The 22,034-nt window shown below is 44.1% G+C and carries 22 protein-coding genes; 10 read left to right on the top strand and 12 right to left on the bottom strand.

What is annotated here, in order from left to right:
* The first annotated feature begins 52 nt into the window (after positions 1-52).
* Positions 53-2,176, top strand: coding sequence for an MMPL family transporter (locus RH061_RS02180; protein WP_311073584.1), 2,124 nt, complete (start codon positions 53-55; stop codon positions 2,174-2,176).
* 121 nt (positions 2,177-2,297) lie between these two features.
* Here RH061_RS02180 and RH061_RS02175 read toward each other — a convergent pair whose 3' ends face one another.
* Positions 2,298-3,758: a protein adenylyltransferase SelO gene (locus RH061_RS02175; RefSeq protein WP_311073582.1), complete on the bottom strand. Its 1,461-nt coding sequence runs from the start codon at positions 3,756-3,758 to the stop codon at positions 2,298-2,300.
* Between the two features lie 217 nt (positions 3,759-3,975).
* Here RH061_RS02175 and RH061_RS02170 point away from each other — a divergent pair, with 217 nt between their 5' ends.
* On the top strand, positions 3,976-4,515 hold the full coding sequence (locus RH061_RS02170) for a hypothetical protein (protein ID WP_311073581.1): 540 nt from the start codon (positions 3,976-3,978) through the stop codon (positions 4,513-4,515).
* Between the two features lie 496 nt (positions 4,516-5,011).
* On the opposite strand, the gene wrbA is transcribed toward RH061_RS02170, so the two are convergent.
* The 3 genes from wrbA to RH061_RS02155 form a co-directional block, all read right to left on the bottom strand.
* Positions 5,012-5,623, bottom strand: coding sequence for an NAD(P)H:quinone oxidoreductase (gene wrbA / locus RH061_RS02165; RefSeq protein WP_311076242.1), 612 nt, complete (start codon positions 5,621-5,623; stop codon positions 5,012-5,014).
* Positions 5,624-5,683: 60 nt separating this feature from the next.
* Positions 5,684-6,667: a ring-cleaving dioxygenase gene (locus RH061_RS02160; protein WP_311073579.1), complete on the bottom strand. Its 984-nt coding sequence runs from the start codon at positions 6,665-6,667 to the stop codon at positions 5,684-5,686.
* A gap of 223 nt (positions 6,668-6,890) precedes the next feature.
* On the bottom strand, positions 6,891-7,172 hold the full coding sequence (locus RH061_RS02155) for a GNAT family N-acetyltransferase (protein WP_311073577.1): 282 nt from the start codon (positions 7,170-7,172) through the stop codon (positions 6,891-6,893).
* Between the two features lie 191 nt (positions 7,173-7,363).
* Here RH061_RS02155 and RH061_RS02150 point away from each other — a divergent pair, with 191 nt between their 5' ends.
* Positions 7,364-7,939, top strand: a complete 576-nt coding sequence (locus RH061_RS02150) for a hypothetical protein (protein ID WP_311073575.1) — start codon at positions 7,364-7,366, stop codon at positions 7,937-7,939.
* Between the two features lie 29 nt (positions 7,940-7,968).
* Here the strand turns inward: RH061_RS02150 and RH061_RS02145 are convergent, their stop codons facing one another.
* Complete coding sequence (locus RH061_RS02145) at positions 7,969-8,499, bottom strand: CBO0543 family protein (protein ID WP_311073573.1); 531 nt, start codon at positions 8,497-8,499, stop codon at positions 7,969-7,971.
* 296 nt (positions 8,500-8,795) lie between these two features.
* On the opposite strand from RH061_RS02145, the gene RH061_RS02140 reads away from it, so the two are divergent.
* Positions 8,796-9,176 carry a CBO0543 family protein gene (locus tag RH061_RS02140; protein ID WP_311076240.1) on the top strand — a complete coding sequence of 127 codons (381 nt, stop codon included), beginning with the start codon at positions 8,796-8,798 and terminating at the stop codon, positions 9,174-9,176.
* Between the two features lie 80 nt (positions 9,177-9,256).
* On the opposite strand, the gene RH061_RS02135 is transcribed toward RH061_RS02140, so the two are convergent.
* Positions 9,257-10,228: a PstS family phosphate ABC transporter substrate-binding protein gene (locus tag RH061_RS02135; protein ID WP_311073571.1), complete on the bottom strand. Its 972-nt coding sequence runs from the start codon at positions 10,226-10,228 to the stop codon at positions 9,257-9,259.
* Between the two features lie 312 nt (positions 10,229-10,540).
* On the opposite strand from RH061_RS02135, the gene RH061_RS02130 reads away from it, so the two are divergent.
* Positions 10,541-10,981 (top strand): AhpC/TSA family protein, encoded by a 441-nt coding sequence (locus RH061_RS02130; protein WP_311076238.1) that lies wholly within the window; start codon positions 10,541-10,543, stop codon positions 10,979-10,981.
* A gap of 267 nt (positions 10,982-11,248) precedes the next feature.
* On the opposite strand, the gene RH061_RS02125 is transcribed toward RH061_RS02130, so the two are convergent.
* The 4 genes from RH061_RS02125 to abc-f form a co-directional block, all read right to left on the bottom strand.
* On the bottom strand, positions 11,249-11,740 hold the full coding sequence (locus RH061_RS02125; RefSeq protein WP_311073570.1) for a TspO/MBR family protein: 492 nt from the start codon (positions 11,738-11,740) through the stop codon (positions 11,249-11,251).
* An 880-nt stretch (positions 11,741-12,620) separates the two neighbouring features.
* Positions 12,621-12,758, bottom strand: a complete 138-nt coding sequence (locus RH061_RS02120; protein WP_311073569.1) for a hypothetical protein — start codon at positions 12,756-12,758, stop codon at positions 12,621-12,623.
* Positions 12,759-12,770: 12 nt separating this feature from the next.
* Positions 12,771-13,205 (bottom strand): DUF2269 family protein, encoded by a 435-nt coding sequence (locus RH061_RS02115; RefSeq protein WP_311073568.1) that lies wholly within the window; start codon positions 13,203-13,205, stop codon positions 12,771-12,773.
* 166 nt (positions 13,206-13,371) lie between these two features.
* Entirely contained in the window at positions 13,372-15,315 is a 1,944-nt protein-coding gene (gene abc-f, locus RH061_RS02110) for a ribosomal protection-like ABC-F family protein (RefSeq protein WP_311073567.1), read from the bottom strand.
* A 127-nt stretch (positions 15,316-15,442) separates the two neighbouring features.
* Between abc-f and RH061_RS02105 the strand changes: the two genes are divergently transcribed.
* The 3 genes from RH061_RS02105 to RH061_RS02095 all read left to right on the top strand — a co-directional run bounded on the left by RH061_RS02105 (position 15,443) and on the right by RH061_RS02095 (position 17,605).
* Positions 15,443-15,622, top strand: coding sequence for a hypothetical protein (locus RH061_RS02105; protein WP_311073566.1), 180 nt, complete (start codon positions 15,443-15,445; stop codon positions 15,620-15,622).
* A gap of 484 nt (positions 15,623-16,106) precedes the next feature.
* Positions 16,107-17,027 (top strand): DMT family transporter, encoded by a 921-nt coding sequence (locus RH061_RS02100; protein ID WP_311073565.1) that lies wholly within the window; start codon positions 16,107-16,109, stop codon positions 17,025-17,027.
* A 17-nt stretch (positions 17,028-17,044) separates the two neighbouring features.
* Positions 17,045-17,605, top strand: a complete 561-nt coding sequence (locus RH061_RS02095; RefSeq protein WP_311073564.1) for a cysteine dioxygenase — start codon at positions 17,045-17,047, stop codon at positions 17,603-17,605.
* A 28-nt stretch (positions 17,606-17,633) separates the two neighbouring features.
* Here RH061_RS02095 and RH061_RS02090 read toward each other — a convergent pair whose 3' ends face one another.
* Positions 17,634-18,125, bottom strand: a complete 492-nt coding sequence (locus RH061_RS02090) for a YehS family protein (RefSeq protein ID WP_311073563.1) — start codon at positions 18,123-18,125, stop codon at positions 17,634-17,636.
* A 578-nt stretch (positions 18,126-18,703) separates the two neighbouring features.
* Here RH061_RS02090 and RH061_RS02085 point away from each other — a divergent pair.
* A complete protein-coding gene (locus tag RH061_RS02085) occupies positions 18,704-20,011 on the top strand; it encodes an MFS transporter (protein WP_311073562.1) in 1,308 nt (435 codons plus the stop codon).
* Positions 20,012-20,137: 126 nt separating this feature from the next.
* Complete coding sequence (locus tag RH061_RS02080; protein ID WP_311073561.1) at positions 20,138-20,320, top strand: hypothetical protein; 183 nt, start codon at positions 20,138-20,140, stop codon at positions 20,318-20,320.
* Positions 20,321-20,464: 144 nt separating this feature from the next.
* Here the strand turns inward: RH061_RS02080 and RH061_RS02075 are convergent, their stop codons facing one another.
* Positions 20,465-21,922 (bottom strand): IS1182 family transposase, encoded by a 1,458-nt coding sequence (locus RH061_RS02075; protein ID WP_311070855.1) that lies wholly within the window; start codon positions 21,920-21,922, stop codon positions 20,465-20,467.
* Between the last annotated feature and the right edge of the window lie 112 nt (positions 21,923-22,034).

Raw genomic sequence — 22,034 nt, 5'->3', positions numbered from 1 at the left:
CGAGAAATAGAGTGGTAAGATTAAAATGGAATTTAATTAGGGAGGTTTACTAGTGAAAAAGCTGTTGTATCCCATTACCGATTGGGTTTCAACAAAGCGTGGAATGTGGATCACGATCATTGCCTGGCTGGCCCTCATGGTTGGCCTGAGCGCAGGACCAATGCTTAGTGAATACAAAACAACTAACTTCCAATCGCTTCCTGATGAAGCACAATCGATGATTGCTGAGAAAAAAACGGAAAATCTTTTTCCGAATGAACAAGGAACACCGGGAATCCTGGTATTCCATAATAAAAACGGAGATATCAATCTGGAGGAAGTCAACGAAATCCTCACTGGCATCATCGCAGAGGATATCGAAGGAATCGAAACCATCGTTGATATTAGCGCCCTCCCTCCTCAAGCATTAGGAGGATTCCTCTCTGAAGACGGTTCGACGGTGATCGTGCCGATGGAATTGGAAAAAGGGCTCGGAAACAGCGAGTATTCCGAAATCAACGACAAGGCTCTGGAAACCGGCAACGAAATTACTGAAGGCCTTGAAAGCACCGAGTTTTACATTACCGGTCCAGCCGGAATTGCCGGTGACACCGTCAAGCTGTTTGAACAAGCCGACTTTGTCCTGCTGATTGCAACAGTACTGATTATATTGGTCTTATTGATTGTCATTTATCGTTCGCCACTGCTTGCAATCATCCCGCTGCTCGCGACTGTTATTGTCTATCAGGTCGTCAATCAAAGTGTTGCCTTGATGGGAGCCAGCGGCCTGGAGGTCAGCAGCCAGACTTCATCGATTATGAGCATCCTGCTTTTTGCAGCGGTCATTGACTACTCGTTGTTCGTCTTCTCGCGATATCGCGAGGAACTGAACAAGTATGAGAGCAAATACGAAGCAATGAAATATGCGATGCGCGCAACCGCTGAACCTGTGTTTTTCGCAGGCGGCACAGTTCTCGCCGCGATGCTCGTCTTATTCTTTGCCGATTTCCGCGATTACCTGAACTTCGCACCCGTCTTCGGGACTGCCATGTTCTTTATCATGATCGCTTCCGTCACCCTGCTGCCGGCGCTGTTCACCCTATTTGGCCGCAAAGCATTCTGGCCTAAGGTACCGAAATACGGCCAGGAAACCGAAGTGAAGCATGGAATCTGGGGACCGGTCGCCAGGTTCGTGGTCAACAAACCTGGAATCTCAGGCGGAATCGTTGCAGCATTTTTAGTTCTCACAGCATTCAATGTCTTCAATCTCGACTTCGAATTCGATACGGTAAAAAAATTCCCTGAGGACCTGCCTTCACGAGTGGGTTATGAAATCGTCGAGGCAAGGTATGACAAAGGAGAACTGGCACCGACGACAATGATGGTTGTCAGTGAAGATGCTTTTACCGAGGAAGAGACAAAAGCCATCATCGATCAATGGCAAAGCTATGATGAGATTGCCTCCGTCCGGGTAACTGCTCTTTCCGAAGATGCACAAGCCATGAAACTGAGCGTAGCATTATCAATGAATCCCTACTCCACAAGAGCGATTGATTTTATCGGGGATTTGCGCTCGGAAACTCCAGAGTTATTGGAGGAGCTATCGATTGATGGAGAAGCTTATTACAGCGGAGTCACCGCAAAGCTTTTAGACGAACGAGAAATCAATAACCGTGATATCGTAAAAATCGTCCTGCTCGAAACGGTATTGATTCTGATCCTGTTATACGCACTCACTCGTGCAGTCAAAATGTCCATCTACATGATGGGAACAATTTTGCTGTCCTACCTGTCTGCGCTGGGGCTGGGAATCTTCCTAGTCGACGTCTTATTCGGCTTCGAAGCACTAAGCTCGCGCGTTCCAGTCTACGCCTTCATCTTCCTGGTGGCTTTGGGAATCGATTATAACATCATCCTCGCCTCCCGGTTCATCGAAGAACGTAAGTCACACAAAGTCAAGGAAGCCCTTGAAATCGCGATCCGCAACACCGGCGGCGTCATTTCATCAGCAGGTGTCATCCTGGCCGCAACCTTTGCAGCCCTGACAACCATGCCAATCGCCGACCTGTTCGTTTTCGGCTTCATCGTCGCAGTTGGCATTCTGATCGACACCTTCCTCGTCCGCGGCATGCTGCTGCCAGCATTGATTCTTTTCTTTGAAAAAGACAAAGAACCCGCCGCAGTGCAAGGTAAATAAGTCAAAGGCAGTCCCAACGCTGGGACTGCCTTTCCTTGTTTGGTGAAGTCCGTCGCTGACCTCGGGTGACGGACACTTTTTCTCGATTCCCTCGTGCTTTTGTCCATCATGACGGCAAGATTTAAGTACCGCAAAATGTCCGGTAAGGTCTTGCCGCTGGTGATGCTGGCTTGCAGAATTCAGCCTGTTCAGCTGAATGCTCATATGGATTGGCAAGGACTTCAAGCAATTTCACCATGACGCTCAAGTCACCATTTACTGCAGCCTCAAGTGCTTCCTCCACCCTATGGTTACGCGGAATCACACCTGGATTATGCTCACGCATCAGCTTCTGTGCCTCTTCTCGCGATTGCTCCTGGCGACCGAGTCTTTCCTGCCATTCTTCATGCCACTTCTTGTACTCCTCAGCCTGGAAAAGCTCCGACCCTTCAAGTCGATCAAATGTCAGGGCTTTAAACGTATTCGTGAAGTCTCCTTTGTGTTTATGCATCAGATTAAGGAGATCCGCAATAAGGCTTTTATCTTCTTTTTCCTCATTAAAAATACCCAGTTTCAATCTCATTCCGGATATGAATTCCGTCTCAAATATCTCTGGGAATTCAGAAAGAGCTCCCTCTGCCAGCTTTACAGCCTCATCTTCATCTTCATGCAGCAAAGGCAACAAAGCTTCAGCAAACCGCGAAAGATTCCAGCCGCCGATATACGGCTGATTGCCGTAGGCGTAGCGCCCATCCCTGTCGATCGAACTGAAAACGGTCGCTGGATCATAAGTATCCATGAACGCGCATGGTCCATAGTCAATACTCTCGCCGCTGATCGTCATGTTATCAGTGTTCATGACGCCATGGATAAAGCCAACATGCTGCCATTTCGCAATCAATGCTGCCTGGCGCCTGATTACTTTTTTCAAAAAGGAAAGATAGCGGTTATCCTCCCCTGCGACTTCAGGATAATGGCGCTCGATTGCATAATCAGCCAATGCCTGCAGGTCCTCTGTCTTACCCCAGTTCGCGGCAAATTGGAAGGTTCCAACCCTTAGATGGCTTGCTGCCACACGCGTAAGGATTGCACCTGTCTGTATCGTCTCGCGGATGATTTGCTCCCCCGTTGTTGTCACTGCCAGGCTTCTGGTAGTCGGGATTCCCAACCCCACCATCGCTTCGCTGATGATAAATTCCCTGAGCATCGGTCCCATTCCTGCACGGCCGTCTCCGCCACGGGAATACGGCGTCCGCCCTGAGCCTTTCAGCTGAATGTCAAACCGCTCGCCATCAGGAGTAATCTGCTCTCCCAGCAGAACTGCCCTTCCGTCCCCAAGCATGGTGAAATGGCCGAACTGATGTCCTGCATAGGCTTGCGCAAGCGGGGTCCCGCCTTCAGGAATCTCGTTGCCGCCAAAAATAGCTGCCCCTTCATTAGCTTGTAAAGCTTCAGGGTTTAGCCCCAGCTCCTCCGCCAGCGACTCATTGAAGATAACAACTTCCGGTTCTTCTACGGAAGTTGGTTTTTGCAGGCTATAAAACATTTTAGGCAGGCGCGAATAGCTATTATCGATATTCCAGCCGGATTGATTGTTCGTCATTTCGATTGCCTCCTTTGTTCATAATGCTTGTTACTTAATATACCCTTCACTAATGCAGGAAAGCGGTGTTTTAACATAAAGGAATATATACCCAGTACCATCCATATATTTATCATATCATCATCAGGGGAGTGATGAGCATATGGCGGCTTCATCAAACTGCAAGGAAAGCCAGCTTCGCTTTGCCGGTAGCGCAGCCATTATCGGCGGGTTACTGATGGGCGCAAACTGGTTCTGGCAAGGCTATCTAGACCTGACACCCGGCGCAGACTCCATTCTTCATGACACCAACCACATCGCCTATTACGTGAACAACCTCATGTTATTGGTAGCCTCGTGGTTTTTATTGCATGGCCTTTTTCGTTTCCGGAACCAGGATCCATCTGCAGGAGGTTGGAACTGGAAAATAGGCTTCTTCCTTTCCACACTTGGTCTTGGCCTGTTCGGTATCGGCACAGCCGGATTCATTTTCCATGGCCTGATCGGTTTTGGCGCCTTACTCGATTTCATCAACATCAGTACCGGCATCGGCAGCATTGCCATCCATCTCGGAGCCCTCCCACTCGGATACGCAATCCTCTATCACACCAGCACACCTCGCTACAGCTCACTGCTCTTTATCCTTCAAGCACCCATCGTGATTGTTTACCTTTTTGGAATCGTCCCTTTGAATCCACTGCTCGCAGGCATCTTGATTGGCGGACTTTATGGAGGCGCATGGATCATTATCGGGTATTATTTGCGGAGATACATTTGAGGCACCTTGGTTGGGTGCTTTTTTCGATTGGTTCTAAAATTTTATAGACATTTCCACCACTCCTGCTCCTCGAAATGTCTAAGAAACACCTTTTTATAGACATTTCCACCACTCCCGCTCCCCAAAATGTCTAACAAACTCCTTTTTATAGACATTCCCAAAGCTCCTGCTCCCCAAAATGTCTAAGAAACACCTCTTTATAGACATTTCCAAAGCTCCTGCTCCTCGAAATGTCTAAGAAACACCCTTTTATAGACATTTCGACACCTCCCGCTCCCCAAAATGTCTAAGAAACAACTCTTTATAGACATTTCCAAAGCTCCTGCTCCCGGAAATGTCTAACAAACACCCTTTTATAGACATCTCCACACCCCCCGCTCCCCAAAATGTCTAAGAAACTCCTCTTTATAGACATTTCCACCACTCCCCACTCCCCAAAATGTCTATTAAATACAAAGAAAAGAGGCGAATCAGATTCGCCTCTTCCTACCTTACCTTATTGATTTCCTTTCTTAACCCATCCAGCAACCGTTACGGTGCGCTTAGCTTGATATTTTACCGCTGCCTCGACGTCTTCGACCATGTTGCCGTCCTGGTCGACGGTTACGCTTGTGCCATATGGATTTCCGCCGGCTCCGAATGTCACTGGATCGCTGTAGCCAGGGGCTGCGACGATTGCACCCCAGTGGTACATTGTCGTATAGAGTGACAGGATGGTGGCTTCCTGCCCGCCATGTGGGTTTTGCGCAGATGACATCGCGCTCACGACTTTGTTCACCAGTTTGCCCTGTGCCCAGAGGCCGCCTGTTGTATCAAGGAATTGCTTCATCTGTGATGGCATGTTTCCGAATCGTGTTGGAACGCTGAAGATGATTGCGTCTGCCCATTCAAGGTCATCTGGAGTCACTTCAGGGATATCCTTTGTTTTTTCAACAGTCGCTTTCCATGCTTCATTGCCTTCAATCGCTGATTCAGGCGCTAATTCCTTCACTTTAAAAACCTTCACTTCCGCTCCAGCTTCCTTTGCCCCTTCAGCAGCCCATTTCGATAGCTGCACATTTGTTCCGCCCATGCTGTAAAAAATAACGGCTAATTTGACCATATTGATTGCCTCCCTTATTTGTTAGTACATTAAGGTATTTCCACTAATCGCCTATGACAAACTCGCTTATAGATACTCTTTTTCAATATTACGCGTGCTGCGGACTGTATCGATCGGGCGCACAAAGTCCTCGATCTGCTCCCGTTTCGACTCAAGGAACGGTGGCAATGACAATTTCTCGCCAAGAGTTTCATATGGTTCGTCACCCATGAAGCCTGGTCCGTCTGTTGCCCATTCGAACAAGATTCCTGGCGCGACGCGGGCATACAATGATTCAAAGAAGAATCGGTCGACATAACCTGATGTGCCGAATCCAGCACCCTTCATATGATCGATCCACTCATAAAGAACCGATGTGTCGGCAACACGGAATGCCGTGTGATGCACCGTACCGAATCCCTGGCGTCCTGCTGGCAGCACTTTATTATCCTCAACAATGACCTGCGCACCGTTTCCGCCTTCACCCATTTCAAAAAGGTGCAGGGAACCTTCCTGTCCAACCTCACGCATATGCATGACTTTTTCCAGTACCTCTTTAAAATAGTCAAAACGTGAGATCCTAATATGAATTGGACCTAATCCTGTGATTGCGTACTCCAGCGGAACAGGCCCGTTTTGCCAAGGAGTCCCCGATGCAACGCCCTCGTTGAACTCATCGGATACCAGCATGTATTGCTGGTCATCAAAATCAACGAATGAAATCGTCTTTTTACCGAACAATTCCTTGATGCCCGTATGCTTGACGTCGTATTTATCGAATCGCTTCACCCAGTAGTCCAGCGCCGCATCTGTCGGCACTCGGAAGCCTGTTTTATAAATCTCATCCGTTCCATGTGACCCCTTAGGAATCCCCGGAAAATCGAAGAACGTCATATCCGTGCCCGCTGACCCTTTATCGTCCGCGAAAAATAAATGATACGTGCGGATATCATCCTGGTTGACCGTCTTTTTGACAAGGCGCATTCCCAAAACATATGTGAAAAACTCATAATTCTTCTCCGCACTGCTGGTAATGGCCGTAACATGGTGAATTCCTTTTAACTCGTTCAAGTTGTCTCCCCCTTTATCTCGAAACCGAGATATTAATCCAAAAAATATCTATTCTTACTTTATCCTTAACGACTTCGAAAAAAACATAATATCTTGAATTCGAGATAATTTTATCATGTGGATATTTTCATGTCAACCCGGATAAAAGCGCACGAGTTAGCCTTAACAAGCTTAGCCCGCTTCCATGGACAAAAGCCTCTGAGCTGACTCAAAGGCTTTCAAGCTATTTCTTTAAAACTTCCTGATACTCTGATTTCCTCTCGAACTCTCTTTGCGCAAAGGAACAAACTGGCTCGACCTTCAATCCTTCTTTTTTGGCCTTCTCCACTACTTGGCGAACCAATTCCTCTGCTACACCCTGACCGCGGTTCGCAGGATCGACGCCGGTATGGTTTATAATGAGAACTTCATCCCCATCACGAGTATAGGTTACCTCTCCTACCTCAAGTCCCTCCTTATCCTTTGCAACAAAGCGTCCATCTTCTTGAGTATATTCAAACGACATAATAGTTCCTCCTCGCTATAATCTCAGTTCATAATGGAATTGTCTTACTCTTTTTCCCGCATCATAACGTACTTACTCATGATTATGAAAAATAATTTGCAGCCATGACAACTGCATGTGCATACGAAATGATTGGTCATGACAATCTATAGATATGTACGCAAAGCCGGCTATTAAAAGGAATGATCAACTTGGAAAAGGAACGTTTATCGCGCTTTGATGAGATTGTTAATATGGGAAAGGAAGGGCAAGAGGCTTTAAATCAGTATTGGCTTGATTATGCTCTTTATTCTTTTTTTGAATATTGGCTGATGGTCTCTTTCCTCGGTTTCCCACTCATATTTCTTATTTTAAAAATCAATAAAGAGAAGCTATTCCAGATTCTCTTTTTCGGTTATAGTGTCCATATTTGCTTTGGGTATGAAGATTTGTTTGGACGAAATATGGGGTTTTGGAATTATCCTATTCCGGTCATCCCGTCATTACCCGGGATTTCCCTTGACTCCAGCCTGATCCCTGTCATTTTTATTTTCGTTTATCAATCAACGCTGAACAGCAACAAAAAATATTATCTGTATGGGACTATAACAGCGGTAATCCTAGCCTTCGCTTTCAAACCTATGCTTGTCGGATTAGGCTTATTTAGAATGTATGGTTCCATTAGTTACTATCACCTATTCTTCAGCTATGTTTCTGTTTTTATTTTTGCAAAATTAATGACCGACTTATTTATTTGGATAAAAAAGTGGTATCGCACAAGTGATTAGAAAGCCCAGTTTCCAGGTCTTTTTTACATCTACCGAAAAACTTTTGAAGGTACATCAAAAGTGTTCCATAAAAAAACAATGAAAATAGCGGAGAGAACCCAGGCGACTACCGGTCTATGAAAGTGAACTTTCAATATAAAGAACATGACAGCATTAAAAAGAGCAGACCAGCCAATATTCCAGCCATTGTAGTATTTGATTAAATGGAAATGCAGGTCGATCGTTTCATTTATGAAATAAATAATCAGCCATGCAAAATAATAAAAAAGCTTCATGAAGATGCCTTGCCTGGGAAAATGAGATAAGTAGGCAAGACATGTCGCGGGATATTTTAAAAGCATGATTGAAAACGAAATATGCGTATTGGTGATTCCTATCTCGCTGTCTGCAGATGAGGGTACATACCTCCACATTGGATAATGATCAGACAATAAGTATAGATAAATAAAATCACCCAGCACAAAGAAAAGGATGGTCGGATAGTATCTCCTCCAGTTCCTCCAATCACCCAATACTATTAAGATCCCCAGCCAAAAAATCGCATAAATCGCATTCGTCATGTTTTTGCCTCACAGATAATCATTTACAAATAAAGGAAACTATTCTCTATTATGCCCAATCCCCTGCTGATTATTTCTAAAGCGTGCTAACCGCTTAAGAATAATCCCTGTTAAAGAAGGAATGATACAAATGATTATCAGTCGGGAGGTCGTTCCTTTTGAGAAGAAACACCGAAAAAACTACACTAAGAGTCCTTTTCGTCCTAGGTATCTTGTTTTTCTTTCAGCTGATAAGAAAGCCGCCTGTCAAGGATTGGCTCATCATATTCTTTTTGAAAAGTTATATCGCTTCTATTATGGATTCCTTACTAGTCAAAAAAGGATATTTGAAATACCCTGTATCCCTTTTTAAAATCTTTGATATCAGCGTGCTTTTCAGTTATCTTATTTTCCCTGTTACCTGCATTTACTTTAATCAGGCCACAGAAAAATCCGGTCCATTATCGACTTTGTTTAAATTATTTCTGTTCTCCGCCCCATCAACACTCGTCGAAAATTGGCTTGAAAAAAACACTAAATTAATTCAATACAAAAAGAGTTGGACATCCCTGCACAGCTTCCTCTCCATCTCAGCCACTTTTCTCGCGGTAAAACTTTTAATGGCCGTAATTAGAAAATTCGCAAGCAACACTGAAGGTGAAAGTGCTACTCAAATAAAACAAGCAGAAGAACAATGAAGTCCTCCTGCTTGTTTTTTGCTTATTTCAAGTCTTTGAGTTCTGTTTTGTTGATTTCAAGCCTACTAGTTCCACTATGCTTATTTCAATTCTTCCAATTCTGCTAATGTCGCCTGGATGTCTTCGTCAGTCAGTGGTGCAAACCCTGTTTCAGCTGCAATATCCTGTGCATTTTTCATCGTGTAGATTGCGTAGTCGAGCACTTGTGCTTTCTCTTTTGCGTTATTTACATTCAAGTATGTGAACACCGGACGTGTGAATGGAGCGTATTTTCCATCTTCCTTGATTGTTTCAAGAGAAGGTTCAACTGGTCCGTTGCCGAAATCCACTTTTACCGCAGCGAGCTTATCTTTGTTGTTCGCGTAATAGCCGTATCCAAAGAAGCCGATTGCGTTTTTATCTTTAGAGACTAGGTCTACCAATGTTGAATAATCCTGCTGCAGATTAATGTTTTCGACCAGATCTTTTTCATCAAGGATGTTTTCAAACATGAATTCGTATGTGCCATGGTTTTCGTTCGGTCCATATGTGTTAATAGCTTCAGCTGGGAAGTCCGGACGTACATCAGACCATTTCTTCTTGCCGCCTTCAGCCAGGAAGATGTCGATGATCTCTTCTTTCGTCAGTTCCTTTGCCCAGTCATTGTCCTTATTGATGACAATCGTCAATCCATCCAAAGCGACCTTCAGTTCTTTTACATCCATGCCAAGCTCTTCAGCTTTTGCCTTTTCTTCATCTTTGATCTGGCGTGATGCGTCATTGTAGTCTGTACCTTCTTCGATGAGGAATTTCTTGAAACCAGCGGATGTTCCGGAGCGGCTAACTTCTACAGATACATTCTCCTGCTGACCCATATAGTTTTCAGCCATTTTAGCCATAAAAGGGTAAACCGTACCAGAGCCATCAATCACAACGCTGCCTTCAAGCTGAGTTTCATTTCCATTAGAGCCATTCGTTGCTTCCGCGTTGCTTTCTCCATCTGAACAAGCCGTTCCAAAAGCCATTACCGAGGCAAGCATAGTAAACATCGCTAACTTTTTAAAACTCTTCATTCCTTAATTCCCCCTAATATTATGTCCCTTGCTACAAGTACAAGATTACTAGAGAGTTATTAATATGGTTTTAAGGAGTTGTAAATTATCTGAAAAGTATTGTTAAGGAAATGTTAATTCTTTCTTTATAGGGAGATTTTATATATATTGAGGAAAAGGGTGGTTCGAGTTGAACCTCATATCTTGTGAAAAGGAGATATCGATATGGACTATATATTAGAAACAACCGATTCTGAAAAAACGATCAGTTTGGACACAGCCATCCAGGGAAAGCCAACGATGGTCGTATTTGTCCGTCACCTTGGTTGACCAATCTGCCGACAATACCTTGCGCAGTTGCGCGAGCGAATGGATGAAGTAGAAGCAGCAGGCTATCAGGTTATCGCCGTCGCTCCTTCAAAAGGAAGTTTTATCAAGCAATTCGTGGATCAGTTCGGGCCATTCCCGTTTCCGATTTTAGGAGATCCATCAAGGAAAGCGTATCGCGCCATGGGCCATAAAACGATGCCGAAATGGAAGCTGCTAGCGAAAGCTGGTTTCGGATTCATTACAGGGCAGGTAAAAGATTTTATTCCAAAAAATGAAAAGCAGAAGGCATTCGTCATGAAGTCGATGAAAACACAGGATGTGTATATCCAGGGAGGGACCTGGCTCTATTCAGCAGAAGGTAAACTCTTGTGGAAGCATATCGATGAATCACCTGAGGACCACGCAAAAATCGATGATGTTTTACAGCAAATGAAAAAACGCTGATCAGCTTAACCCGCGATCAGCGTTTCTTCTTGTTATTTTTATCAGAAGCTTGTTCAAACAACTGTGAAATATAGCCTTTCAATTCAAAACCCTCTTCATTCATGAATTCCTTGATTTGTTTCATCTTAATCTACCTCCGTTTTTAATATGTTGTTGGTTATAGTATTCCCACTCTAGCAAACTTTTATTCAACCAATTTTTAGAAGTCTATTATTTTAGACGGAGGATAGATTGTAATAGTTGCATAATTCAGTAAAAATTTTACACTTATTTCTTATTTAGATTCCACAAGCTGTAATTGAGCTGAAGCGCGTATGCAACCCAGGCTATATACGGCAGCATCAGATGGCCGGCAATTTTATCTTTTTGATAGTATTGATAAGTTGTCAACGTAATCATGCCTAGCAGCAGGCCAATCTCCGCAAACGCCGTCCCGCGAAGGTTCCATTTGAAAAATAAAAACGACCAGATAAAGTTCAATCCAAGCTGGATATCATAAAGAGCTTCCGCTGTAGCAGTAGGTTTCTTCTTCATCGACACCCGGTAATTCGCCAGCCCTATCGTCGCATACAGGCCCGTCCACATAACCGGAAATACCCACGAAGGCGGCGCATAATCCGGCCTCTCCAGTTTGCGGTACTTCTCCTTCGCCCGCCTCGTCGCAATCAACCCAGTCACCATCCCGCCAACAACCGGAACCAGCAGCTCCTTGAGTAATCTGCCTTTATTGACCTGTCCATTTACCGAAAATACACTCATCTAGATCACCTGCCTTTATCATATATTTTCCTATTTTCGAGTAAAAAAACTCGCCGGAAGGAATTGCGTCTAATTTGAGGTCACTCATTCAGACAACTTTTCCTCGTTTCGCTCCAAACCTGTCTTAAGTTGCTCTTTCTTTTGACAGCTTTTCCTCGTTTCGCGCCAAACCTGTCTGAAGTTGCTCTTTCTTTTGACTGCTTTTCCTCGCTTGACACCAAACCTGTCTGAAGTTGCCCTTTCTTTTGACTGCTTTTCCTCGCTTGACACCAAACCTGTCTTAAGTTGCCCTTTCTTTTGACAGCTTTTCCTCCTTTAACACCAAACCTGTCTTAAGTTGCCCTTTCTTTTGACAGCTTTTCCTCCTTTAGCTCCAAACCTGTCTTAAGTTGCCCTTTCTTTTGACAGCTTTTCTTCGTTTCGCACCAAACCTGTCTTAAGTTGCCCTTTCTTTTGACAGCTTTTCCTCGTTTCGCGCCAAACCTGTCTGAAGTTGCTCTTTCTTTTGACAGCTTTTCCTCCTTTAACACCAAACCTGTCTGAAGTTGCTCTTTCTTATGACAGCTTTTCCTCCTTTAGCTCCAAACCTGTCTGAAGTTGCCCTTTCTTATTACAGCTTTTCCTCGTTTCGCGCCAAACCTGTCTTAAGTTACCCTTTCTTATTACAGCTTTTCTTCGTTTCGCGCCAAACCTGTCTGAAGTTGCCCTTTCTTATTACAGCTTTTCTTCGTTTCGCGCCAAACCTGTCTTAAGTTACCCTTTATCTGACAACTTTCCTCCTCCAGCCGCCAAACTGTTTGAACCCAGCCTACTCACAACAGCACACAGCAACAATAAAAAAAGCGCCAGCCATTATGGCTAGCACTTTCCCCTGATCAACCTATTTCACAAGCACATAAGGATTTCCGCCGATGGATTTCCTCATTTCTGCTGTAATAACAATGCTTGTTCGTTGGCCTTCCCCAGCAAACTGTTTATTTTCTCCGTGTCCATCATAAAACATTGGCTTTGCCTGCATTTTCATTTCCCCCTAGAATGGTTTTGTTGACATAAGTACGATGAGTACAACGGCTGCGACATGTGCGATGCCGTTCAGCTTTGCGGCTTTTTTATCCAGCTGGTGATATTCAGGCGATAATTCGCCGTCGCTGCTTTTCATAACGATATCGACCTGTTTTTCGATTGTTTTCGGCAGTATACCGGCAACAATTGGCTGGATAAGTACGTAGATGACCAATGATCCGATGAACCATCCTTGCGACCACAAGGCCGGGTTGACGATTGCCATCAAAATCCCGCTGGCCAACAGGGTGAGCGACCCAACCTTGGCAAATACCTCGATCTTCTGATTAATCTCAAAACATACTTTTGCATTGGTTACTGATTTAGCACCGAACTTGGCGACAACCGGCATTCCAAAGCTCGCTCCTAAACCAACAACGGCCGCGATTACATGAATAAGCACTAATAAACCATATAATGTCATGTAAATCCTCCTAAAACTTTTTACCTATTATTTATACCATAAATATTCCTACATCAGGGTAAAAATACCTACTTTTCCACCATGTTTATAGTGTTTATCCCTCTACAATAAAAAGAAGCATGAAAAAATTCATGCTTCCACTCCCTTATTCACCGGCACTCAACCACATTTCCATTGCCAGCTCAAGTTCTGTATTCAATTGCTGCTTCCTGCTATACAGCTGATCCAGCTCCTCATAATCCTGTTTGATCCCCATCACCAGATCAAGCTCAGTGATTTCTTTCTCCAGGCTTTCAATCCTTTTTAAAAGCTTCGCGCCCGGGTCTGGTTGCGCCCCCCGGTGCCCCTTTTCCTTTTTCGTACCCGGTTCCGACTGCGCCACTCGCTGCACATTTTCCTTTTTCTCCTTCAAAATCGGCACCGGCTCGCAAGCTGCTTTCTCCCTTTTATAATCATCATAATTCCCGTCATAGCTCTTCAGGCCGCCATCCTCAACGGCAATGACGCGCTCACCGATTTTATTGATAAAATAACGATCGTGTGAAATGAAGAAGATCGTACCCTTAAAATCGTCTAGTGCTGCCTCCAAGGTCTCAATGGAATCGATATCCAGATGATTCGTAGGTTCATCCAGGATCAGCAAATTGATATCCTGGTACATCAGCATCGCCAGCTTCAAGCGAATCCTCTCACCGCCTGACAGGAACTTCACTTTCTTGAAGACACTCTTTTTGTAAAACATGAACTTTGCCAGATACTCGCGCGCTTTTCCTTCGACTATTGAAATGTCCTCACGGAAACACTCCAACACCGTCAACTCTTCATCCTTAAACTCGATTTTCTGTGGCAGATAGGCGGCCATCACATTTGCGCCCAACTCAATCACACCCGCGTCCGGCTGCTCTTCACCAAGAAGCATCTTCAGGAACGTCGTTTTGCCGCTGCCATTCGGACCCACAAGACCGACCCGCTCACCGTAATGAACCATCAGATCAGCACCATCAAAAATCAGCTTATCTCCATAGCGCTTGGAAACACCAATCGCCTTGATTGTCTCCTTCCCTGACCTCATTGCATCGCTAAAATGAAGTCTCATATTCCTGCGCTCAAAAATCGGTTTATCGATTCGGTCCAGTTTATCAAGCTTCTTCTGAATGCTCGAAGCACGCCTGAAGAACTTGTTATTGTCCGCCCTCAGCGCCCAATCGCGCAGGCTCGTCACCTGATTCTCCATATTATTGATCTTTTTCTGCTGCTCTCGGAACTGGTCGTATTGCACCCGCATATTCTCTTCTTTTTGGCTGATAAAGGCCGAATAGTTCCCTTTGTAGCTGATCGTTTCCATATCTTCAATCTCGACGATCTTATTGACGACGTTATCAAGGAAGTAGCGGTCATGCGAAACAATCAGCACAATGCCCTTATAATTTTTCAAAAAGCCTTCCAGCCATTCAATCGATTCCATATCGAGGTGATTCGTCGGCTCATCCAGCAGCAGGATATCCGGTTGATGAACGAGGATTTTGCCAAGACCTACCGTCGTCTTCTCCCCGCCGCTCAGCAAATCGAAATCCATCTGTAAAAAGTCCTGTGTAAACTTAAGCCCGGTGCAAACCTTGCTCAGCTTCTCCTCCTGTTCGTACCCACCTCTTGCTTCATATAAATTCACGAGATCACTGTATTTACTAAGCGCTTTTTCCAAAGCTGCATCTTCCAAGACCTGCATCTGCCCCTCTAGCTCGCGCATCTGTTTTTCAATCCCATGGACCTCTTCAAAAGCAAGGTTCAGCACATCGATTACTTTCAAGCCGGCTGGATACGAAGGCATCTGCTCCAGGTAAGCAAACGACGCTCCCCTCGGGCGATGAATCAGCCCCTCATCATATCCAGGGCTTGAGGTCTGCGGGTATCCGGGATAATAATGCATCCTCTCGATTCCGGCAATAACTTTAAGAATCGTGCTTTTGCCGCTTCCGTTTGCTCCTACGATCCCGACCTTATCCCCTTCAAATGCTTCCAATGTAAAGCTGTTCACGACCAATGTCGCTTCCATATATTTTTTGATTCCGTGCACTTTCAGTTCTAACATATCCATTCCTTCTTTCATCCATAATGAAGCTACGCTTTTATGGACAGCACAAAGAAGAACCCATTTACTATTATAAGAAAAGCGTAAGCGCCTTGGTCAGCCCCGACAAGCGCTGGAGGGCCGACCGATGAAGTCGTTCTTTGACTTCGTTGGGCGGACCGAAATCGAAATGTATAGCCGACTGCCCAGAAACGCAGAAACTGGAGACTCCGACAAAGAAGCGCTTTTTGCTTCTGCCGGCGGAGTTGAAGTTTCGGAGTTTCTAGGAGGCGACACTAGACAAGCGACTCGAGCTGCTCAAAGCTAACGCTTCTCGCAAGATACTCTGAGAAGCACAAGCAAGGATGAAAACTGGCTAGGCGCTAGAGCTAGACAATTCTCGGAGTGAAAGATTACTTTTCTTATATATAAATAAAAAAGACCGTAGAAATCCCCTACAGTCTTGAATCAACATTTTCAGCGAGCTCAAATAAGCCTATGCCAAAAAATCCGTATCATGATTCAGTAAAGTAAGTTTTCTTCTAATTGCTGCAATTCCATAAAGAGCATAACGAAATAAACCTATGCAAATAGGCTTTTTACACTCAATACAAAATTCTTATTAATAAAAATTAATAATTAGCAATTAGATGTTGGTTCCATAAACTTACTTTCCCTCCTCAACCATTTGCTTCATTATCTCAGGTTTACAATATTTTGTAAATGAAATTGGATATTTTTTCATGATTCTTCTTCACCGAGGACAGGCATAGGATGGTAGAAAACTTGTCCATAAGAAAGGATTCTTGACCATGATTCCGTTCCGCTCCAAGCTTACCGCCTCTTTTTATGCTCTGTTATCAATCAGCTTTTGGGGAGTTTCTTTTGTATCTGCCAAAGCCGTACTACAAAAGCTCGACCCTTTTTCATTGTTGGTGTTCCGCTTTGGCATAGGTGCCTTATTTTTGTTCGTGATTTTACTGCTCAGTCGTGAACGGCTCCGGATTTCGTTGAGTTACCTTCCTCACCTGGTTGTCCTTGGAATACTGGGCGTCTTCGTCCATCAAGTCCTGCAGGCAACGGCCCTGTTAACGATCAATGCCTCATCTGCCGGATGGCTGATCTCATTCTCCCCAATTTTCACGGTTCTTCTGTCGATCTTATTTTTGCATGAAAAGATGGACGTGAAAAAAGCAATTGGAATGCTGATCGCCATTACAGGGGTTTTTATTGTCACTACAACCCGAAGCGGTCATTCATTCGAGTTCGCCATGAACATCGGCTTCATCCTGATGATGTTGAGCACCCTGAACTGGGCAGTATATTCCATCCTTTTAAAAAGACTGCAAATCCCTTACCCCGCTCTCGTAGTCACTTTTTACATGAGCTTGATCGGCTTCCTGCTCACCATCCCTTTTTTGATCCGGAACAGAGGCTGGGAATCTCTCCCGATGCTTACACAGACAGACTGGGCACATCTTCTTTTCCTGGCGATATTCGTGTCTGGAATTGGCTATTGGTATTGGGGAAAGGCGCTAGAGGTGCTGGATGCTTCAAAGGTAACCATGTTCATATACCTTGAGCCGCTGGTCACCTTGATTGCTGCTATATTCCTTCTACATGAAAAATTTATCCTCATAAGTGCATTCGGCGGCATCATAATTATTATAGGAGTGGCCATTGTCAATGGCGGCCTTGCCCGTCTTGTAGCGAGTGCAATTTTTAAAAAATGAGAAAGGTGGGAGTGACCTTGACTTTGCATCCTCAGGCAAAAAACGTGTTAGAATCATTGAAAAATCCATCCAGACTAGAGATGAAGGAAGCGCTGACGGAGCTCAATATGTCTGTAACTGACCTAGCGCCTTTACTTCAATCATCTTCCGGAAAGCCTTATTACCGTAAACTACTGTATAAAAACGAAGATGTCGAGCTGCTCGTGATGAACTGGTCAGATTTAGAATGCTCTCCACATGACCATGGCGATTCCCATGGATGGATCCAGGTTCTTAATGGGACTTCTGTTAATTCCGTTTACGAGGTCAATGGCAATAACCTGCCGAAAGAGCTATTCAAGGAGTACCATCATCAAGGCCAGTACTTTTTCGCACCTAAGAAAGGCGTCCATAAAATGCAGGCCGACGATACAAGGGGACTCGTCACCCTCCACCTATATTCTCCGCCCATCAGCGGCATGAAAGTTTACGATTTCGAAAAATGCGCAGCCTGTATCGTCTCTGGTGATTGCGGAGCATGGTGGCCGGATGAACAGCGTCAGAAACTGAAAGAAATTAGGCTAAAAAAAGAAGCATAGGGGTGTAATTCACCCTATGCTTCACTTCCTATTCCCTGTACTTCAAGGCCAAACCTTTAAGGAAATTCCGCGCGAATTTATCGCCGCATTCCCGGTAGTTTTTATGCCCCTCTTTTCGTAAAATAGCCCCCAGCTCGCCTTTCGAAACACGCACTCCCGCAAGGTCAAAGATTTCAAGCATATCCTCGCTCGTCAGCGCCAGCGCGATCTTCACCTTTTTCAACAGCTGGTTATTTACTGTCTCCCCGGTCAGCGGCGGAGTGCCAGTCTCCCCTGGACGCTTTCCTCTTTTAAAAGTGACAAAACCATTCAAGAACTGCTCCATCATTGCATTGTTGACTCTTATGTAGCCTTCTGGGACAATCTCTTCACCATATTCATCTTCATCTATCCTCTGCAGCATCATGCGGACATCGTCCTTCGTCACGTTCATGCCGCCAAGCTTGAAGATCTCTACCATATCAGTATCTTTAATATCCAGTCCGTAGCGCAAACGGATCATTATGTCATTGTTAAGCATGAAAAACCCTCCTATCGAAAGCTATACTATTAGTATTCCCGATTAACTACTGCAGTCTACCATTAAATGATGAAAAAGCCTATATTTTTCACCTTCTAAATTCCAATTCGATTAGAGCTAAAATAAGGATAACCGAAGAACCGGATGTTCCATATTTATACCCGGTCACTATTAAAAGAGAATAAAGGTTCATTGCTAACCGCCCTTACAAAAAGCCTTGATCAAACTCGTGTGTGATTAAGGCTTTTTTGATGTGTAAAAAGTCTGCAAATTAGTCTTCTTCAATAATGGGTTACCTGATCTGTCATTTCTCCATCTTCAGTGGCCAAACACATGCCCAGTGCTGTCATAATTCCTCCTTTTCTATGATGATACTTTTTAGCTTTGGCAAGGGGCTTTCTCTAAGGCAAAACCCCTATGGGTACTTACTTTTATCACCCTCTGTCAAAGAATGTTCAAGACTTTTTGACAGAATTGTGTTGGTGTTCCCAGATGTGAGGTTCGTCACAACTGATGTGTGATATAAATGGTTTATTAATCTTGTAAACACTCACTCAAAAATATTTGGAGGAATTAAAATGGCTCGCATAAATAAATGGAATCCTGAAGACGATGGTTTTTGGCAATCCGAAGGCAAAAAGCATGCCCAACGTAACTTATGGATCTCTGTTCCTTCCTTGATGCTCGCGTTCATTGTCTGGCAGATTTGGTCTGTAGTCGCAATTCGCTTGAATGATATTGGCTTTAGTTTTACTGATCAGCAGCTTTTCACTCTGGCAGCAATGCCTGGTCTTGTAGGGGCAACTTTACGATTTGTGTATACCTTTGGCGTTGGAATGATGGGCGGCCGTAACTGGACGGTCCTGTCAACAGCCGTACTTGCGATTCCTGCAGTCGGAATCGGTTTTGCAGTCCAGAATCCTGATACACCATATTCTGTGATGCTTTTACTGGCAGCACTTTCCGGCTTGGGTGGCGGTAACTTCTCTAGTTCTTCATCCAATATCAGCTTCTTTTTCCCGAAAAAAGCACGCGGAACCGCGCTTGGCATTAATGGCGGTTTAGGAAACATGGGTGTGTCAGTCGTTCAATTCGTAACTCCATTGATCATTACAACTGGAACTTTCGCTTTTATCGCTGGCGATGGACAGAAATTGTCTAACGGCCAGGAAGTATTTCTGCAAAACGCAGCATTCATCTGGCTTTTACCAATCGCGATTGTCACAATCGCAGCCTGGTTCGGTATGGATAACCTGCCTGGAACAAAGCAATCGTTCTCTGATCAATTCGTCATTGTTAAAAGAAAGCACACTTGGATCATGACATGGCTTTACGTTGCAACATTCGGCTCATTCATTGGATACTCAGCGGCATTCCCGCTATTGTTAAAATCTCAGTTCCCTGAATATATCTCATTAGCATTCTTAGGTGCTTTCCTTGCTGCAGCATCCCGCCCAGTAGGCGGCTGGCTTGCTGATAAGATGGGTGGCGCGAAGCTGACATCAATCGTACTGGTTGTAATGATGGCTGGTGCCGGAAGCGTCATTTACTTCCTTGGCACTAAGCAGTTCGGCGGCTTCCTGGCATCATTCTTGATCCTGTTCATCGCTTCCGGAATCGGTTCCGGTTCAACATTCCAAATGATCCCTGGAATCTTCGTACCGAAAGAAGCAGCACCAGTACTAGGTTTCACAGCAGCATTCGCAGCTTACGGATCCTTCCTGATTCCAAAGCTTTTTGGATGGTCCGTGAACATTTCAGGTGGGTATGTGCCCGCATTCTTTATCTTCATCGGATTCTATGTACTGTCAATCGTCCTGAACTGGTATTACTACCAGAGAAAAGAATCTGTCGCAGTACTTGAAGCGCAAAAGACAACTGCTTAAAATCAAGAGTCTCACCTATTAGTCAGGTGAGACTCTTTTTCCAAATTTTATGTTTCCAAAAGATAAATAATGGGTATTTGGTACTATATAGAGAGAAAGATAGTTTCACTAAAAGGGGAGATAAAGATGCTGACACTTTTTCTATTCCAGAGGGAACTAAGCCAACTGAAAAATGAGTATCAATCAAGTGCTGATAAAGTCATCAAAACACAAATTCAAAAGGACATGGCGCTCCTGACAGCTGCCATAAAAGAAGTGAAAGAGGCTTTGGAATCAAGGTGTTCCTTGAATTCAGCCGAGAATATATAGCAAAAAAAGAAACCGTATCGACCAGGCCACTGAAAATCTGCCGATTTTTTAGATTTTCATGATAACCAAACAAAAAAGCCGATCCAACTCCATATTTTTGGAATTGAATCGGCTTTTTTTCCAGTTTCTTGTCCCCTTTGGCCTCTATTGTTGCCCTTTCAGTTTTAAAATTCTTTTTAAATTGACCGTGAAAATGGCCATGGCGCCTTGCATTTCCATGCCAATTAGACCCGAGGATGTGGCTACATCATACCCGTGTCTGTGTTTCAACTCGCTATTCTTCGCTTCAATCTTATAGCGCTCCTTGGACTTCTGCTTAAAGTATTCACTTTCCTGAAACTCTGCCTGGTCTAGGTGTTCAGTTGACTTCAAGGAAACAGAATACGTCTTACTTTTCGCACCTTCTTTATAACAGCCTTCCCTTAAGGGGCAACGCTTGCACTTATCAATATCAAAATAATAGGTATCTACCTGGTTCGTTCCAGTGTTTTTCTTTCCGGTTCGAGCCTTTCTGATTGCGAGGTGTCCTGCTTTACAGACATACATCCCAGCGTCCTTATTAAATTCGAATTCGTCTTCCTTTGAGCGGAATCCCTGGGTAACACTTGGATTCAATTTTGCGACCAAGTTTATTTTGTTTGTTTTACTGTACTTAATATTGTCTTTTTCTGAATACGCCGCATCGCCGATCACAGTCTCAACCTGTATACCTGCGTCTTCGCTTTTCTCAATAAGAGTTTGAAGTTGCTTGCCATCGTTTTTCTCGCCTGTCGTAATGACAGCTGCCGTTATGATTCGTTCCTCGCTCATTGCCAGGTGGGTCTTGTATCCAAAGAAAGAGGAATCTGCCGTCTTGTGTCCCACTTTCGCATCATGATCCTTTGAGCATTTGATCTGTTCAAGGTCATCTGCGACCGTCTCTTTCAATAAGTTAAGCTGTTCTTTTACTACCGGGTATTGAATCAGGGTCTCTTCCTTTTCAATCACTTCAATGAGTTTCTGTGAATAGGCAATTTCATCCTCCAACACATCAGTCTTTGTCTTGGAAGGAAATTTGGATTTCATGGATTCATCGATTTGGTAAATTGCCTTCCTTAGCTTCTTGGAACGCTCCATCAGAACTTCTTTCGGTTTCATCTGATTATAACGGGCTTTTGTATGAGTGGCATCGACAATAATGGATTTGCTTTTGATGATCTCTTTTTCTAAAGCAATCTCCACCGTTTTATTAATAAGCAGATCCAGGAGGTTAATATCCTTTAACCTCAATTTACGGAATTTGGTCAGGGAGCTCGGGTCTATAACTTCCTCTTCTGGAGTCATATCCAGAAAATATTTGAACGACATATCATACTTCGAACGATCAACAATATCCACGTCCGAAAGGTCATGGATGGTTTTTAATAATAGATATTTGAACATGCGAATGGGATCGATTGCGTTCCTGCCGTTATCAAGGCAATACTTATCCTTGAGCTCTTCATAAACAAAGGTAAAGTCAACCAGATCATTAATCTGACGCAACATATTATCCTTTGGCACGATAAGGTCATAGAGACCCATATAAGGACTTAGTTTGATTGATTGTTGCATTGACATCATTGGAACCACCCATTTCAGCTAAATTAATTCTATTATAAAATAAAAACCGCCCAAATCCCTTAAAAAAGTCAGGATTTGAACGGTTTATAGTTTGTCTAAATAAGGTTTAGTA

The sequence above is a fragment of the Mesobacillus jeotgali genome (genome assembly GCF_031759225.1).
Taxonomy (GTDB): domain Bacteria; phylum Bacillota; class Bacilli; order Bacillales; family Cytobacillaceae; genus Mesobacillus; species Mesobacillus jeotgali_B.
Note: the sequence above shows the minus strand (reverse complement) of the source record. Positions and strands in the feature narration are given on the sequence as shown.